Origin of the sequence: Burkholderia sp. AU18528 (assembly GCF_002223215.2) — a bacterium.
In the GTDB taxonomy this organism is placed as follows: domain Bacteria; phylum Pseudomonadota; class Gammaproteobacteria; order Burkholderiales; family Burkholderiaceae; genus Burkholderia; species Burkholderia semiarida.
Map to the genome: position 1 here is coordinate 699,480 of NZ_NKFC02000009.1, position 17,820 is coordinate 717,299.

Below are 17,820 nucleotides of genomic sequence, written 5' to 3' on the forward strand. Positions count from 1 at the left end.
ACGTTCGCCCCTCCACCCACCCGCTTGCTGCATCGCCCCTCCTTCGCGCTGCAACGTTGTCCCCTTCACCCACCGGCCCGCCCTGCAATGGGAATACTGGCCGAACGTGTTCGCCCATGCGACTCGCCGTGGCCGAACGCCAGGAGTTCGTCATGAGCATGCACGTCTATCGTGGATTCGAGATTTATCCGCTGATTTACCCTCACGTGGCCGCGCCGCATGGCTGCCCGCACAACTACGACGCCGGGTTCGACGCGGCCGTCAAGATTTGCCTGCGCGGCACCACCGATACGCTGACGCAGAGCCAGACCTTCCGATTGCACGACATCTCCCCATTCGACAATGCCGGCGACGCACGTCGTGCGTCGGTGCGCTTTGCCGAGAACATCATCGACGACAATCGGGACAAACAGGGCTTCTTTTCCAGCGCGCGCTGACGCGCGCTCGTCGGCACAACGCAATTTTTCGGTATTTTGGAGGACGAAATGATCATCGACGAACTGCTCGGCTTGATCGAACGGCATGAAGTCACCCGGATCGACACCGTCGTTCCCGCCAGAATCGCCGATTCAGCGATGTGCCACCAACCCGAGCTGCACATGTTCATGGCGGTACGTGCGCTCTCGATCGGAGCAGGATATTCGGAATTCGAATCCGACGAGATAGCCAGCGCCGTCATGACGCGGCTCGGCTAGCTTTCCGTTCCAGCCTTTCCCGACAGGATCTACATGACGACAATTACGCTGAAGCTCAACGAACCGATCGATGTCGCGCTGCGGCGATTCCGGCGCGGCATCGAGAAAACCGGGCTGATTCGCGAATTGCGCGCCCGCACCGGCTACGAGAAGCCCACGACGGAGCGCAAGCGGAAGAAGGCCAGCGCCGTTGCCAGGCAGCGCCTGCGGGCCAAGCGCATGTTGCCGCCCCGAAAAATGTACTAGGAGGACATCGTGTACAACATGCCGGCCGAGGCGCCTCCGTTCTTCCCGCTGACGAAATGCGAAGTCGACTTCGATCAGCAGAACGACATGGTGACACTGCTGCCGAGCTTCTATGCATTCGGGTGCGAGTACACCAGCCGCGGGCTTCTGATCGGGCGTAGCGATGCGTTCAAGCTGATTGCCGCGATCGAGAAGGCGCTCAGCGTTCAGCAGTAATCCGACACCGGCGCACTCGCCAGCACCGACAACCACAAAAAGGACCATGCGCGGCCGGACCCAGTACGTCGATCTGCTCTACTTCCTCGTTGTCATGCAACTCGTCACCCGCAGGCAGACGCGCGCGTGGCTTTCGCCGTTCCAGCTCGCCGAATCGCTGCAAGCGTGGCTGGTCATCCATCGTGCGAAATGCGAGTGGCGCGATCGCGTCTGGATAGGCCACGCTTCGCTTCAGATCGCGAAATCGGCCGGCCCGGCCGACAGCGCCGCACTCGCGCAACGGCTCGCGCATGCCGAACCGGCGCCGACGCCCGCTTCTCCGGACGCCTCGACGGACCGGGCGGGCCTGCGAATGGCGTGCATCCGTTACCTTCGCGAGCATGTCTGACCTTGATCCCCGTTAACGGGGCGACATGCAATCCGGCAACGGCGACCGACAGGCAGGGGTCGATGCGTCAGTGACATGCGAACGCGGTTCGCGTTCGTGCCGACATATCGGGGCGCGACCGATTAAAAAAGTCGCGTGCCGGCTCGGCGTTTCGACGCGGCCACGCCCGCGGCATGCTACATCGGGCGTCCCGATGATAAGCTCGGCATCGACGCGCTGTCGCGCACCCGTCACCCGACCGACCCCAAGCCTCCCGCGAGTCCGCTCATGTCCATCGCTCCTGCTGTCGTCTCCGCCTTCACTCCCACCGGCAAGCTCCGCGCATCGATCAACCTCGGCAACCCGATCCTCGCGAACCGCGACCCGGCAACGGGCGAACCGTTCGGCGTCTCGATCGACCTCGCCCGTGCATTCGCCGAGCGCCTGTCGGCCGACCTGGAACTCGTGGTGTTCGACGCCGCCGGCAAATCGGTGCAGGCGCTGACCGATGAGCGCGCCGATTTCGGCTTCTTCGCGATCGATCCGCTGCGCGGCGAAACCGTCGCGTTCACCGCACCGTACGTGCTGATCGAAGGTTTCTATCTCGTGCCCGACGCGTCGCCGATCCGCACCCATGCGGACGTCGACCAGCCGCACAACCGCGTGGCCGTCGGCAACGGCAGCGCGTACGACCTGTTCCTCACCCGCGAACTGAAAGCCGCGCGGATCGTGCGCGCGCCGACGTCGCAAGCGGTCGTGTCGACGTTCGTCGAGCAAAAGCTCGAAGTGGCGGCCGGCGTGAAGCAGCAGCTCGAAGCAGACGCCGCGAAAACGCCGGGCCTGCGCCTGCTCGACGAGCGCTTCATGGTGATCCGGCAGGCGATGGGCGTGCCGAAGAGCCGCGGCGACGCGGCGGCCGCGGTGCTGAACGCGTTCGTCGAGGAGATGAAGGCGTCGGGCTTCGTCGCCGATTCGCTGCGCCGGCACGGCATCACGGGCGCATCGGTCGCGCCGGCTGGCTGATCGACAGCCGCGCAGCGACATGCCGAACGCGCCCACCCGTTGACCGCCGAGGCCGTCCGGCTCGCGGCTCGGGCATGCGATTTCAGCACGCGCCGGCTCGGTCCTCGCGCGCATGACGCGTACGGAATCGCGGCAACGCAGCATCGCCGGGCACAGGACACGCGCAAATGGCGAAGCGGCGCCGGACGTCGCGACCCCGCGACCGCCGAATGGGGCAATGTGCTGCTCCGCACCAACCCGTTGCGGATCGCGCCGGCTTCGGGCACGAAGCGCCACCGGCGCAATCGCCGAGCCCGATCGGCCTCGTCCCCGCGCTAGCGCAAACCCGGACCCGGTTGCACTGTTCATCGTCATTCTGGTCCTGTATCGTCCTTCCATCCCCGATTGCGAAACCGGTGCATGGGAGGCTCTCGATGCGAAAAAAGAATGCTGCAGCCGTCTGGATCCTGATCGCGATGCTGGCAGGCATCGCAATCGGCTACATGGTCTTCACGAGCTTTCCCGACAAAAAGGCCGCGACCGAAATCGCCGGCTACATCTCGCTCGTCTCCGACGTGTTCCTGCGGCTGATCAAGATGGTGATCGGGCCGCTGGTGTTCTCGACGCTGGTCGTCGGCATCGCGCACATGGGCGACGCGGCCTCGGTCGGGCGCGTGTTCGCGAAAGCGTTCGGCTGGTTCATCACCGCGTCGCTGGTCTCGCTGCTGCTCGGGCTGCTGATGGCGAACCTGCTGCGGCCCGGCGACAACCTCGGCCTGCCGCTGCCGGACATCGGCGCATCGGCGAACCTCGCGACCTCCAAGTTCACGTTGAAGGATTTCGTCGGCCACATGGTGCCGAAGTCGATCGCCGAGGCGATGGCGAACAACGAAATCCTGCAGATCGTCGTGTTCTCGATGTTCTTCGGCGTGGCGCTCGCCGCGCTCGGCGAACGCGGCAAGATCCTCGTGGCCGCGATCGATCAACTGTCGCACGTGATGCTGAAAATCACCGGCTACGTGATGAAGCTCGCGCCGCTCGCCGTATTGGCCGCGATGGCCGCGACCGTCGCGGTGAACGGGCTGTCGGTGCTGCTGAAGTTCGCGGTGTTCATGGGCGATTTCTATCTGAGCCTGTTCCTGCTCTGGGCATTGCTCGTCTGCGCCGGGTTGCTGTTTCTCGGCCCGCGCGTGTTCAAGCTGCTGGTGCTGATCAAGGAAGCGTTCATGCTGTCGTTCGCGACGGCGAGCTCCGAAGCCGCGTATCCGAAGATCCTCGATGCGCTCGACCGCTTCGGCGTGAAGCGCAAGATCTCGAGCTTCGTGATGCCGATGGGTTATTCGTTCAACCTCGACGGCTCGATGATGTACTGCACGTTCGCGTCGCTGTTCATCGCGCAGGCGTACAACGTCCATCTGTCGCTCGGCACGCAGATCACGATGCTGCTCGTGCTGATGCTCACGTCGAAGGGAATGGCCGGCGTGCCGCGCGCGTCGCTCGTCGTGATCGCCGCGACGCTGCACCAGTTCGGGCTGCCGGAAGCCGGGCTACTGCTGATCCTCGGCGTCGACACGTTCCTCGACATGGGCCGCTCGGCCACGAACGCGGTCGGCAACTCGATCGCGAGCGCGGTAGTCGCGAAATGGGAAGGACAACTGATGTCGGAGGCGGAAGCCGAGGCCAACGCGGCGCGCATCGAAGCGGAACAGGAAGCGACGATCGCACATCCGACGGAAGTCTGACGGAGGCCCGCCGATGAAGATGCAGCGATTCCGGCTTGCGCTCGCGCTCGCGAGCCTGCTCGCCGCCAGCGCGTCCGCGCGCGCGGACGATCTGCCCTCCCCGCCGCCGCGCGTCGAGCCGTTCGCGCCGGCGCAACTGACCGGTACGCTCGCGAAGGTGCGCGGCACCGGCACGATCGCGCTCGGCTATCGCGACGCGTCGATACCGTTCTCGTACCTGAATGCGCGCCGCCAGCCGATCGGCTATTCGATCGAGCTGTGCAAGGCGCTCGTGTCGTCGATCGAGGATGCGGTCAACAAGAGCCTGACGATCCGCTGGGTGCCCGTCACGTCGGACAACCGCATCGACGCGGTGGTCAACGGCCAGGTCGATCTCGAATGCGGCTCCACGACGAGCAACCTCGAGCGCCAGAAGCGCGTGGCGTTCTCGCCGATTATCTTCGTGGCCGGCACGAAGGTGATGGTGAAGCGCGGCGCGCCGATCCGCTCGTTCCGCGATCTCGCGGGCAAGAAAGTCGCGGTGACGGCCGGCACGACCAACGAGAAAGCGTTGCGCGACCTGGACCAGCGGTTCAGGCTCGGGATCCAGCTGCAGGTGGTACCGGACCATGCGCAAGGCTTCGCGCTCGTCGCGAACGGCGGCGCCGACGCGTTCGCGACGGACGACGTGCTGCTGTACGGCCTGATTGCCGAGAATGCGGGCAAGGGCGGCCAGTACGACGTGGTGGGCGATTACCTGTCGTACGACCCGTACGGCATCATGTTCCGCAAGGACGATCCGCAGCTCGCGCAGGTCGTGAAGAACACCTTCGTGGAACTGGCCGCCGACGGCGAGATCGCACGCCAGTACAAGCGCTGGTTCCTGCGCCCGCTTCCGTCGGGCCTGAGTCTCAACCTGCCGATGAGCCCGCAACTGGAAACCATCATCGAGACGATCGGCATCAAGGGCGAATGAGCGCGGCGGCGAGCCGGGCGCATGGGCAAGCGGCCCCGGTGTCTCGCCTGACACCGGGGCCGCTTGCGACAAGCACCGCATTCAACCGACGCGCGCTTCACCCTGCCGCTCGGTTTCGCCGTCGGGCGATGCCGTTCGCGCCAGTACGGGCTTCAATGCCCGCCCCGTATGGCTCGCACTCACCTTCGCGAGCGCTTCCGGCGGTGCCGCCGCGACGATCGTGCCGCCGCCCACGCCGCCTTCCGGCCCGAGATCGATGATCCAGTCGGCTTCCGCGATCACGTCGAGATCGTGCTCGATCACGACGACGCTATGCCCCGCATCGACGAGCCGGTGCAGCACGCGAATCAGCTTCGCGACGTCGGCCATGTGCAGGCCGACCGTCGGCTCGTCGAGCACGTACAGCGTGTGCGGCGCCTTCTGGCCGCGCCGCGTGATGTCGTCGCGCACCTTCGTCAGCTCGGTGACGAGCTTGATGCGCTGCGCCTCGCCGCCGGACAGCGTCGGCGACGGCTGACCGAGCGTCAGGTAGCCGAGCCCGACGTCCTTCATCAACTGCAGCGGATGCGCGATGTTCGAGATCGGCGCGAAGAATTCGACCGCCTCGTCGATCTCCATCGTCAACACGTCGCCGATGTTCCGGCCGCGCCACGTGACGGCGAGCGTTTCCGGATTGAAGCGCTGCCCGTGGCACACGTCGCACGGCACCTTCACGTCGGGCAGGAAGCTCATGCCGATCGTGCGCACGCCTTGCCCTTCGCAGGCCGGGCAGCGCCCGTCGCCGGTGTTGAACGAGAAACGCGACGCCGTATAGCCGCGTGCGCGCGCTTCGAGCGTATCGGCGAACAGCTTGCGGATCGTGTCCCACACGCCGATATAGGTGGCCGGGCACGAGCGCGGCGTCTTGCCGATCGGCGTCTGGTCGACCTCGAGCACGCGATCGATCTGCTCCCAGCCGCTCAGCGACTCGCAGCCCTGCCATGCATGCGTGACGTTCAGCGACGGCCGCGGTGCGCTGCGCGCGAGCACGCTCGAACGGCGGTTCGTGGCCGGTGCGTCCTGTTGCGCCGCCTTGCGCGCACGCCGCGTGGCCGGCGACGACAGCACCGAGCGGCCGACCGCGTCCAGCAGGTTCGTCATCAGCACGTCGCGCGCGAGCGTCGACTTGCCCGAGCCGCTGACGCCCGTCACTGCGACGAGCCGCGCGAGCGGAATGCCGACCGTGACGTCGCGCAGGTTGTGCAGCGTCGCGCCATGCACGGTCAGCCAGGCTTCCGGCACGGCGTCGCCGCCCTTCTTGCCCGGCAGGCTCACGCCGCGGCGCGGCTGCAGCGGGTGCGTCATCGGCTGCGCGAGCAATCGGCCCGTGACCGAATCCGGCTGCGCGGCCAGATCGGCGACCGCGCCCTCGGCGACCAGCGTGCCGCCGCGCTTGCCCGCGCCCGGGCCGACGTCGATGATGTGATCCGCGCGGCGGATCGTGTCTTCGTCATGCTCGACGACGACCAGCGTATTGCCCTTGTCGCCGAGCTTGCGCAATGCGTCGAGCAGGATCTGGTTGTCGCGCGGATGCAGGCCGATCGTCGGCTCGTCGAGCACGTAGCAGACGCCCTGCAGGTTGCTGCCGAGCTGCGCGGCGAGCCGGATGCGCTGCGCTTCGCCGCCCGACAGGCTCGGCGCCGCCCGATCGAGGCTCAAGTAGCCGAGCCCGACTTCCTCGAGAAACGCGAGGCGGCTGCCGATCTCGCTGACGATGTCGCGCGCGATCTGCGCATCGCGCCCCGTGAGTTCCAGCGCGTCGATCCAGCGGCGCGTGTCCGACACCGTCCATTGCGCGACCTCGACGATCGGATGCGCGTCGAACGTGACCGCGCGCGCGGACGGATTCAGCCGCGTGCCGTGGCAATCGGGGCACGGCTCGTTGCCGACGCCTTCCGGTTCCTGCTCGTCCGACGGCAAGGTTTGCTCGCGGCCGCGATCGTCGCCGGCGAGCACCGTGTCGTCGTATGCGGCGCGCTGTTCGCGCGTGAGCGTGACGCCGGTGCCGACGCAGGTCGTGCACCAGCCGTGCTTGCTGTTGTACGAGAACATCCGCGGGTCGAGCTCCGGATAGCTCGTGCCGCATACCGGGCACGCACGCTTGACCGACAGCACCTTGACCGCGCCGACCCGGGCGGTCGAACGATCGTTGCGCATCGCATCGTGCAGCCCGTCGAGCGGCGCGAGCAGGTGCATCACGCCCTTGCCGAGCTCGAGCGTCTCGTCGAGCCTGCGCCGCAACTCGGCTTCGTTGTCCGGCGACACGACCATATCGGCCACCGGCAATTCGATCGTGTGCTCGCGGAAGCGGTCGAGCTTCGGCCACGGGTCGACCGTGACGAACTCGCCGTCGACGCGCAGATGCGTGCTGCCGCGCGCCTTCGCCCACTTCGCGAGATCCGTATACACGCCCTTGCGATTGACGACGAGCGGCGCGAGCAACCCGACGTGTTCGCCGCGATGGTCGCGCAGCAGTTGCGCGGCGATCGATTCGACGGATTGCGACGTGACCGGCGTGCCGTCATGGATGCAGTGCTGCAGCCCGAGCTTCACGTACAGCAGCCGCAGGAAATGCCACACCTCGGACGTGGTCGCGACCGTGCTCTTGCGCCCGCCGCGCGACAGCCGCTGCTCGATCGCGACGGTCGGCGGAATGCCGTACACGGCGTCGACCTCGGGGCGGCCGGCCGGCTGCACGATCGAGCGCGCATACGCGTTCAGCGATTCGAGGTAGCGACGCTGGCCCTCGTGGAACAGGATGTCGAACGCGAGCGTCGACTTGCCGGAACCCGACACGCCGGTGATCACGTTGAACTTGCCGTGCGGGATGTCGACGTCGAGCGCCTTCAGGTTGTGCTCGCGCGCATTGACGATGCGCACGACGTCCTCGCCTTCGATCGCCCGGCGCGCGCGCGCCGCGTTCAGCACGGCCTGCAACGGCTTGCCTTCGTCGGCATGCACCGCGCCGGTATGCACCGCGCCGACATCCATCGCGCGGTCGTACTGCAGCAGCGCCACGCCGGTATGCGATTCGGCGCAGGCCTTCACGTCGTCCGGCGTGCCCGCGCACAGCACGAGGCCGCCGCCGTCGCCGCCTTCCGGGCCGAGATCGATCAGCCAGTCGGCCGCGCGGATCACGTCGAGGTTGTGCTCGATCACGATCAGCGAATGGCCGGCCGCGAGCAGCTTGCCGAATGCCTGCATCAGTTTCGCGATGTCGTCGAAGTGCAGCCCGGTGGTCGGCTCGTCGAACATGAACAGTTTCGCGCGTGCGATGCGCGCCTCTTCCGTCGCGACCCGCCGCCCGCCCGCCGCCGCCGCCGACTCGGCGAGGAAGCCGGCGAGCTTCAGGCGCTGCGCCTCGCCGCCCGACAGCGTCGGCACCGGCTGGCCGAGCTTCACGTATTCGAGGCCGACGTCGACGATCGGCTGCAGCACGCGCAGCACCTCGGCATCGGTCGCGAAGAACGCGGCCGCTTCGCTGACGGTCAGGTCGAGCACGTCGGCGATGTTCAGCGCGCGGCCGTCGCGCTCGATTCGCACTTCGAGGATTTCGGCACGGTAGCGGCTGCCGTCGCAATCCGGGCAGCGCAGGTAGACGTCGCTCAGGAACTGCATCTCGATGTGCTCGAAACCCGAGCCGCCGCAGGTCGGGCAACGGCCGTCGCCCGAGTTGAAGCTGAACGTGCCCGCGCCGTAGCCGCGCTGCAACGCGAGCGGCGCCTTCGCGAACAGCTTGCGGATTTCGTCGAACGCGCCGACGTAGCTCGCCGGGTTCGAGCGCGTGGTCTTGCCGATCGGCGACTGGTCGACGAACACGACGTCGCCGACCTGGTCGGCGCCCGTCAGGCTGCGGTACGCACCCGGCGATTCGGTCGCCTTGCCGTGGTGCCGCGCCATCGCCGGATACAGCACGTCCTGCAGCAGCGTGGATTTGCCGGAGCCGGACACACCCGTCACGCACACGAGCCGCTGCAGCGGAATTTCGACCGTGACGTCGCGCAGGTTGTGCTCGGTCGCGCCTTCGAGCACGATGCGCGGCGTGTTCGCGTCGACCGCGCGGCGCGCCCAGTTCGACGCATGCGCGACCTGCTTGCGGCCACCGAGATACTCGCCCGTCAGCGTGTGCGCGGAACGGATGTCGGACGGCGTGCCGTCGTACACGATCGTGCCGCCGCGCTCGCCCGGGCCCGGCCCCATGTCGATCAATCGATCGGCCGCGAGCATCACCGACGGATCGTGCTCGACGACGACCAGCGTGTTGCCCGCGTCGCGCAACCGCTGCATCGCCTCGACGATCCGCGTGAGATCGCGCGGATGCAGCCCGATGCTCGGCTCGTCGAGCACGAACAGGGTTTTCGTGAGCGACGTGCCGAGCGCGGTGGTCAGATTGATCCGCTGCACCTCGCCGCCCGACAGCGTGCGGCTCTGCCGGTCGAGCGTCAGGTAGCCGAGCCCGACGTCGCACAGGTATTTCAGGCGCGTGCGCACTTCGGCGAGCAGCAGCTTCAATGCGTCGTCGAGCAGCGCGCTCGGCAGCACGATTTCGTCGAAGAAGCGCCGGATGCGCTCGATCGGCAGCAGCATCAGATCGTGCACCGTCAGGCCGGGCAGCGCTTCGAGCTGCGCGCGGCTCCATTCGACGCCGCGCGGCATGAAGCGGTCGGCCGGCGCGAGCACGCCGTCGGCATTCTCCTTCGAGCCGAGCCGCCATTGCAGCGATTCCGTCTTCAGGCGCGCGCCGCCGCACACGTCGCACGGCGTATAGCTGCGGTATTTCGACAGCAGCACGCGGATGTGCATCTTGTACGCTTTCGATTCGAGGTAGCCGAAGAAGCGCTTCACGCCGTACCACTGGCTCTGCCACTTGCCGTTCCAGTCCGGCGAGCCGTTGACGACCCAGTCGCGCTCGGCGTCCGTCAGCTCGGACCACGGCACGTCGCGCCGGATGCCGGCTTTCGCCGCATAGCGCATCAGGTCGTCCTGGCACTCTTTCCACGCGGGCGTCTGCATCGGCTTGATCGCGCCGCCGCGCAACGTCTTGCGCGCATCGGGAATCACGAGCCCGAGATCGACGCCGATCACGCGGCCGAAGCCGCGGCAGGTTTCGCACGCGCCGTATGCCGAGTTGAACGAAAACAGCGCCGCTTGCGGCTCCGCGTAACGCAGGTCGCTATCGGGATCGTGGAGCCCGGTGGAGAAGCGCCATACTTGCGGCTCGGCCGTCGCGTTTTCCGCGTCCGCCGCCAGCACGTACACGTTCACGCGGCCGCCGCCGCGCTTCAGCGACGCCTCGATCGCCTCGACCACCCGCACCTTGTCGGCCTGCTGCACGCGGAAGCGGTCGGCCACCACGTCGAGCATCTTGCGCGGCCCGGTGGGCGACGCGACTTCGCGCTGCGCCTGCACGCGCGTGTAGCCGCTCGCCGACAGCCACTGCGCGATTTCCTCGTCGGACACCGCTTCCGGCAATTCGACCGGGAACGTGACGACCACGCGCGGATCGTCGGCCTGCGTGCGCGCGACGAGCTCCGCGTAGATCGTCTCCGGCGTGTCGTGCCGCACCTGCCGCGCGGTCTTGCGGTCGAACAGCTCGGCCGCGCGCGCGTACAGCAGCTTCAGGTGGTCGTTCAGCTCGGTCATCGTGCCGACGGTCGAGCGCGAACTGCGGACCGGGTTGGTCTGGTCGATCGCGATCGCGGGCGGCACGCCGTCGACGCGCTCGACCTGCGGGCGATCCATCCGGTCGAGGAACTGCCGCGCGTAGGCACTGAAGGTCTCGACGTAGCGCCGCTGGCCTTCCGCGTACAGCGTGTCGAACACGAGACTCGACTTGCCGGAGCCGGACGGGCCGGTGACGACCGTCATTTCGCCGGTGCGCAGGTCGAGATCGAGATTCTTGAGGTTGTGCTGACGTGCTCCGCGAATGCGGATCAGATTGCTGGATGACAATTTGCCTGCCCGTCTGGATGAGTTAGCCGGAATTCACTGTGCCGCCGCGCCGCGGCGGATGTCGCACGGGCGATGCCCGCGCCGGTCGAGTTCGACGGATACTATACTGTACATTCATACAGTTTTCCATTGACGGCTGCTGCCATCCGCACGACCGCCGCCTGGCCACGACACCGCGCGCGCCGATGGCCCGAAATCGCGATTCCATTTATCGGCGCGCTCCCCGGGCAAGTAAAAAATTCCTTCGAAAAAGATGGGTTCCGTCTCTTTTTACTGGCCGCGTCATTCATACGACGAATTCACAAAATGTCACAATCTTGCTCATTACCGATGATTTATATTCCTTAACCGTTTGTTTCAATTGCATCAAAAAGCAAACGTTTGCCTGCTCGCACAGCCATGTTTTCCGTTTCAGTCGAGCAGGCCGATCACGATACCCGGGGGCACGAATGCGCATATTGGTTGTGGAGGACGATCCCGTTCAGGCGGAGGAAGTGCAAAGCGCACTTTCCCCTTATTGCCACACGATCAAGGTCGTCGTCGATGGAGAGCAGGCGCTGCGCTACCTGCGGTCCGAATCCGTCGACGCCGTCGTGCTCGACTGGCACTTGCCCAGCCTGACCGGCATCGAAGTCCTGAACTGGATCCGGACACGTGCGGATGTCGAATACGGCGTGCTGTTCCTCACCAGCCGCGTCGAGGAACTCGATGTCGTCAGGGCGCTGGAGGCCGGCGCCGACGACTATCTGAGCAAGCCGTTCCGCGCCGAGGAGCTCGCCGCGCGGGTCAACGCGCTGTTGCGCCGCGTTGCGCGCAACGTGAAGCGCGACGAGCCGATCCGGGCGGGCGCGTACGTGCTGGACCCGGTGGAGCGCGCGGTCCGGCTTCGCGATACCAAGATCGAATTGACGACGAAGGAATTTCAACTCGTCGCGTGCCTGTTTCACAATCTCGGCAAGATCATGTCGCGCGAGTTGCTGGCGACCACGGCGTGGGGGCGGGAACTGGGAACGGAGTCGCGTTCGCTCGATACGCATATCTACCGGATTCGGCAGAAACTGAAACTCGGGATCGAGAACGGCTTGCGCCTTTCCGCCATCTATACGCTCGGTTATCGACTCGATCAGATCAAGCCCGCCGCCGAAGCTTCCACCGACGTTCGTCGCGACGTAGGCATGCTGATGGAAAGCCGCGCGTGAGTTTCGTTGCAGGTAGGTAGCCGTGTCTCGGGCAGCAGGCGCGGCTCCCGGCATGCGCCGACGACATGCGCCGGCGCTTCGTCACGCAACAAGGCGGGCTTCCGCGGCAATGGCAATCTCGAATCTCGCGCGGGCGCCGCAACGGCATTGCCGATACTGATCGTCGCATTCTGCACCACGACGAACCGCATCCGCACGGCGCCTGATATGCGCCGGCCGACGCGCCGGATTCCCTTGCGCCGCACGCCGACGTAATGACCGCCCCGCGTTCGCTTTGAACTCCTATTCATTTCGGAACACCTGACCATCGGATCTCCGATGCCTCTCGACGTTTTGACACCGACGCGTGGCGCAAGTCAGCCCGAACCGTCTACGTGCGCCCCATCCGATCCATCGCAATGATGGCAGCGTCGTCACACGTTAACAATCATTCAATGCGTGACAAATGTTTGCTTTCTGATTCGAATGTTCTCCCCTAATATCTAGCATCACAAGGATCATGCAATTAAATACGTTTATATCATTTTTAAAATGATCGATTCTCCGCACGGAAATCGGCATTCACCAATCTATAAAAGTCATCGCAAAGTACCCGACCATAACTATTCTCGAAGACGAATTTACTCGTCCAAAAATCAAGATCGCATATTGAATTGGCAGTTGTTCCGACTATCCCATTTACAGTAACGGCGGCCTGCCGTCGAGCACGATTTTTTCATGCCGAGATACAGAAATGGAAAACCTCATGAAGCGATCGGTGATCACCGCGACCGCGCGGCGTTGTCACGCGATCGACTTACCCGCCCCGCCCCAATCCCATTCGAGACCCGACACACTGTCGTGGTCGCACCCGATCATTCCATTCCGATATTTCGACGGCCGTGCGCCGTCGAAGTCGCCGAGCGACGCTCCCGCTCAAGACCCGCTTGCAGCGCCATGGACGACACCTCGCATCGTCCTCCATGGACAGCGCAAGATCTCGATCAACCGCCCATGACGCAAATTTTATTGTCACAAGGCATTTAGCACCACTACCCAATCGTATCCGATAAAGATTTATTCCTTCATAGGGGTGATCAAGATGAATAGAGTGTACAAGGTCATATGGAGCAAGTCTCGCGGCACGTTCGTCGCAGCATCGGAGCTCGGCAAGGCGCGCGGCAAGGGCGACTCCGGCTCGGACGTCTCGTGCGACGACCGGCTGGCGGGATCACACTCGGTGATCGGACAGCAACGGACCATTCGAATCCTTCTCGGCTTGGCGATCCCGGTTTGCCTCGGCGCGTCTTACCAGATCGCACACGCCCAGTATTCCGCTGGCAACGGCAGTGCCACGGGGACCGGAGATGTCGCGATCTCAGGCGCCGGCGGCGTAGCCGCAACCGCAAGCGGTGGACTTGGAATTGCCATCGGCAGCCAAGCATCTACCTCCGGACTGAATGCAGTAGCGCTGGGCACGAATGCCCATTCGTCCGCCGCCGGCGCAATCTCGATGGGAGCAAATGCACTCGCTACCGGAGGGAATGCGCTCTCGATCGGCGTGAACGCGACTGCGTCCGGGCAAACCAGCACCGCTCTCGGTCCCGCAGCCCTTGCGTTGGGCATCACGTCAACTGCGGTCGGCCCCAATTCATTGGCAACCGCTGCAAACTCTGTTGCCTTGGGCGTCTTGGCGTCTGCAACCAACACCGCGGCGACGGCGATCGGCTCGAGCGCCGTCGCGAGCGACACCGGCGCCAGCGCTTTCGGGCAAGCCGCCACAGCCTCCAGTAGCAGTTCGACTGCCATCGGCGGCAACACGACAGCCAGCGGAATCGGTGCGAGCGCGATCGGCCATCAGGCACTCGCGACCGGCACCAACGCTTCCTCGTTCGGCGCCTCTGCCGCCGCGACCGCCGAGAACGCCAGTGCGCTCGGCGATTTCTCCACGGCATCCGGAATCGGCAGCACGGCGTTGGGTGCGGGTGCACGGTCGAGCGCAGACAACGCGCTGTCCGGTGGATTGAATGCAGCGGCGTCCGGCGTTTCATCGATTTCCCTCGGCAACGCGTCGGTTGCCTCCAACAATTCCGCGACGACGCTCGGCGCCGGCGGTACCGCATCGGGCGACCACTCGACCGCGCTGGCGACGCTCGCGACCGCGGCCGGCAGCTACTCGATCGCCGCGGGCTTCAAGTCGATCACCACCAACACCGCCGACGCCGGCATCGCACTGGGTTCCGGCGCATCGGTCAGCGGCGCGTCCGGCGTCGCGATCGGCGTCAACAGCGGGGCGTCGGGTGTCAACGCGGTCGCGCTCGGCCCGGGCGGCACGGCGGGCGTCCCCGGTTCCGGCACGCAGGCGACGGGCGCGCAGGCCGTGTCCATCGGCTACAACGCGCTCGCCAGCAATACCTACGCGCAGGCATTCGGCAGCCAGGCGACGGCGAGCGGCACGAGCTCGATCGCCATCGGCAACACCGCCACGGCGTCCACCCTGTTCGGCATCGCCCTCGGCAACCTGGCGACCGCATCCGGCATTTCCGGCGTCGCGCTCGGCGCGGGTGCTACCGCAGGCGCCGACAACTCGGTGGCGCTTGGCGTGAATGCCGGGGTATCGGCATACGGCGGCGTCGCGATCGGCACCGGCTCGCAAGCGCTGGCCGGCTCGACGGTCGCATTCGGCGACACCAGCACGGTGGCCGCAGCCGCGGGCGCGGGTTCGATCGCCGGCGGTCACAACTCGCAGGTGACCGGCGGCACCGGTGCGATCGCACTCGGCGAAGGCCAAACCGCGAACGGCAACGGCGCGGTGGCGATCGGCGATCCGAACACGGCTACCGGCAACGGCGCCGTGGCCATGGGCGCCAACAACACTGCGAACGGCAATGGCGCGGTCGCGCTGGGCAATACGAACGTCGCGACCGGGCAGGGTTCCGTCGCGCTCGGCAACGCGTCGCAGGCCAATGTCGCGGGCGCGATCGCGATCGGCGATGCGGCCAACGTCCAGGCCGCTGCCACCGGTGGCGTCGCGCTCGGCTCGGGTGCGACTGCGAGCGTGGCCAACAGCGTCGCGCTCGGCGCGAATTCAGCGACGGTCGCCGCCACGCCGACTTCGAGCGCGGTCATTGGCGGCGTGACCTACAACTTCGCGGGCGCGGCACCGGCCGGCGTCGTGAGCGTCGGTGCGCCGGGCGCGGAGCGCCAGATCCAGAACGTTGCGGCCGGCCAGTTGAGCGGCGCCAGCACCGACGCGGTCAACGGGTCGCAGTTGTTCGCGACCAACCAGCAAGTAACGGCAAACACGACCGCGATATCGAACATCAACAACGGCGCGGGCATCAAGTACTTCCACGCGAATTCGACTGCGCCCGATTCGTCGGCGACCGGCGCCGATGCCGTCGCGATCGGCGGAAACGCGCAAGCGACGGTCGCGAATTCTGTCGCGCTCGGTGCGAACGCGACCACCACCGCGGCCACCCCAACCTCGAGCGCGGTCATCGGCGGCGTGACCTACAACTTCGCGGGCGCGGCCCCCGCCGGCGTCGTGAGCGTCGGCGCACCTGGCGCGGAACGCCAGATCCAGAACGTCGCGGCCGGCCAGTTGAGCGGCACCAGCACCGATGCGGTCAACGGTTCGCAATTGTTCGCGACCAACGAGCAGGTGACGGCCAACACGACGGCCATCTCGAACATCAACAATGGCGCCGGCATCAAATACTTCCACGCGAACTCGACGCTGGCCGACAGTCAGGCGACCGGGACGGACAGCATTGCCGTCGGCCCTCAGGCAGTCGCGAGCGCGGCCGGCAGCCTGGCCGCCGGCACCGGCGCGCAATCGAGCGCGGCGAGCGGCGTGGCGCTCGGTGCGCAGACGGCCGTTTCGATAGCCGGCGGGGCCGCGATCGGCTCGGGCGCCGTATCGGATCGCGCCATCGCGGCCGGCAGCGGCACGATCCCGGCCGGCAGCCACACCGTACCGTTCAATACGTCCGACGCAACCCTGCTGGGCGCCGTGTCGTTCGGCAGTGCATCGGGCAACACGTACCGGCAACTGATCAACGTCGCCGACGGGACCGACGCGCACGATGCGGTCACGGTCCGGCAGTTGACCGGGGCCCTGCAATCGTTCGCCGTCACGCCGACGATGTACTTCCATGCCAACTCGACCGCCGCCGATTCGCTCGCGGTAGGCGCCGAATCGATCGCGGTGGGGCCGACCACCGTCGTCAATGGAGACAACGGCGTCGGGATCGGCAACGGTGCGATCGTGCAGCAGACGGCGCCCGGCGGCGTGGCCATCGGTCAGGCCGCGAACTCGGGGCAGGCCGATGCCATCGCGCTGGGCAGCGGCGCGAATGCGACGGGGCCGCAATCGATCGCACAAGGCGCGAACGCCGTTGCCGGCACGTCGGGCGGCATCGCGATCGGCTCCGGCGCGAACAGCAGCGCAGCCGACGCCATCGCGTTGGGCTCGGGCGCCAGCGCGAGCTTCGCGAACAGCATCGCGCTCGGCGCCGGCTCGGTCACGACCGTCGGCGCGCAGTCGAACTACATTGCGTACGGCTTGAGCAGCCCGCAGTCGTCTGCCGGCGAAATCAACGTCGGCAACCGCAAGATCACCGGTCTCGCCGCCGGCTCGGCCGGCACCGACGCGGTCAACGTCAGCCAGCTCGAGGCCGTCAACCAGAACCTGACGACGCTGATCCAGAACATCAGCAGTACCAACGGTAACGGCGGCTTCCCGTCGACACCGGGCTCGTCGACGCCGCCCGCATCGACGGGCTCGAACTCGTCGGCAGGCGGCAACGGCGCGGTGGCGTCCGGCTCGAACAGCACGGCGGTCGGCAACGGCTCGACCGCATCGGGCACCGGCTCGACGACGATCGGCTCGGGCGCGACGTCGTCCGGCAACGGCTCCGTGGCGATCGGCTCGGGCAGCAACGACGGCGGGCGCAACAACGTCGTGTCGATCGGCACGGCGACTTCGACGCGGCAACTCACGAACGTCGCCGCCGGCACCGCGCCCACCGATGGCGTCAATGTCCAGCAACTGAATGCCGCAGTGGGCAACGCAAACGCGTACACCGACGCGAAGATCCAGTCGCTGCGACGCGACGCGGACGGCGGCACCGCCAGTGCGATGGCCGTCGCGGGCCTGCCGCAACCGTCCGGCCCCGGCAAGAGCATGGTGGCGATCGCCGGCAGCGTCTATCGCAGCCAGTCGGGGCAGGCGATCGGCATCTCGACGATCTCCGAGAACAATCACTGGATCTATAAGGCCGCCATCACGACCAACACGCGCAACGACTACGGCGCCGTGATCGGCGCGGGTTACCAGTGGTGACGGCGGAAAAACGGCTGTCCTGCAGCGACACGCGGCGGCCGCGCGCAACGATCGATCGTTGCCGCGGCGCCGGATACGCGG

General features: G+C 66.5%; 11 protein-coding genes. 10 read left to right on the forward strand and 1 reads right to left on the reverse strand.

What is annotated here, in order from left to right; all coding sequences use genetic code 11:
- Positions 1–152 precede the first annotated feature (152 nt).
- From CFB52_RS33785 to CFB52_RS33830, 8 genes are all read left to right on the forward strand, one after another.
- Entirely contained in the window at positions 153–437 is a 285-nt protein-coding gene (locus tag CFB52_RS33785; protein WP_059578002.1) for a hypothetical protein, read from the forward strand.
- Between the two features lie 48 nt (positions 438–485).
- Entirely contained in the window at positions 486–695 is a 210-nt protein-coding gene (locus CFB52_RS33790; protein ID WP_059577999.1) for a hypothetical protein, read from the forward strand.
- A gap of 33 nt (positions 696–728) precedes the next feature.
- Entirely contained in the window at positions 729–941 is a 213-nt protein-coding gene (rpsU, locus tag CFB52_RS33795) for a 30S ribosomal protein S21 (protein WP_059577430.1), read from the forward strand.
- A gap of 9 nt (positions 942–950) precedes the next feature.
- Positions 951–1,157 carry a hypothetical protein gene (locus CFB52_RS33800; RefSeq protein WP_099318571.1) on the forward strand — a complete coding sequence of 69 codons (207 nt, stop codon included), beginning with the start codon at positions 951–953 and terminating at the stop codon, positions 1,155–1,157.
- A 46-nt stretch (positions 1,158–1,203) separates the two neighbouring features.
- Positions 1,204–1,545, forward strand: a complete 342-nt coding sequence (locus CFB52_RS33805) for a hypothetical protein (protein WP_059637813.1) — start codon at positions 1,204–1,206, stop codon at positions 1,543–1,545.
- A gap of 267 nt (positions 1,546–1,812) precedes the next feature.
- The gene (locus CFB52_RS33810) at positions 1,813–2,547 is read left to right on the forward strand and encodes an ABC transporter substrate-binding protein (protein ID WP_099318615.1); all 735 of its coding nucleotides are present in this window, start codon (positions 1,813–1,815) and stop codon (positions 2,545–2,547) included.
- A gap of 413 nt (positions 2,548–2,960) precedes the next feature.
- Positions 2,961–4,268 (forward strand): dicarboxylate/amino acid:cation symporter, encoded by a 1,308-nt coding sequence (locus tag CFB52_RS33825; protein WP_099318572.1) that lies wholly within the window; start codon positions 2,961–2,963, stop codon positions 4,266–4,268.
- A 13-nt stretch (positions 4,269–4,281) separates the two neighbouring features.
- Positions 4,282–5,223: an amino acid ABC transporter substrate-binding protein gene (locus tag CFB52_RS33830; protein WP_059577419.1), complete on the forward strand. Its 942-nt coding sequence runs from the start codon at positions 4,282–4,284 to the stop codon at positions 5,221–5,223.
- 81 nt (positions 5,224–5,304) lie between these two features.
- On the opposite strand, the gene uvrA is transcribed toward CFB52_RS33830, so the two are convergent.
- Positions 5,305–11,214 carry an excinuclease ABC subunit UvrA gene (uvrA, locus tag CFB52_RS33835; protein WP_099318573.1) on the reverse strand — a complete coding sequence of 1,970 codons (5,910 nt, stop codon included), beginning with the start codon at positions 11,212–11,214 and terminating at the stop codon, positions 5,305–5,307.
- Positions 11,215–11,531: 317 nt separating this feature from the next.
- On the opposite strand from uvrA, the gene CFB52_RS33840 reads away from it, so the two are divergent.
- Positions 11,532–12,413 (forward strand): response regulator transcription factor, encoded by an 882-nt coding sequence (locus tag CFB52_RS33840; RefSeq protein WP_230971896.1) that lies wholly within the window; start codon positions 11,532–11,534, stop codon positions 12,411–12,413.
- A gap of 1,081 nt (positions 12,414–13,494) precedes the next feature.
- Entirely contained in the window at positions 13,495–17,739 is a 4,245-nt protein-coding gene (locus CFB52_RS33845) for a YadA-like family protein (protein ID WP_099318616.1), read from the forward strand.
- The last annotated feature ends 81 nt before the right edge of the window (positions 17,740–17,820 follow it).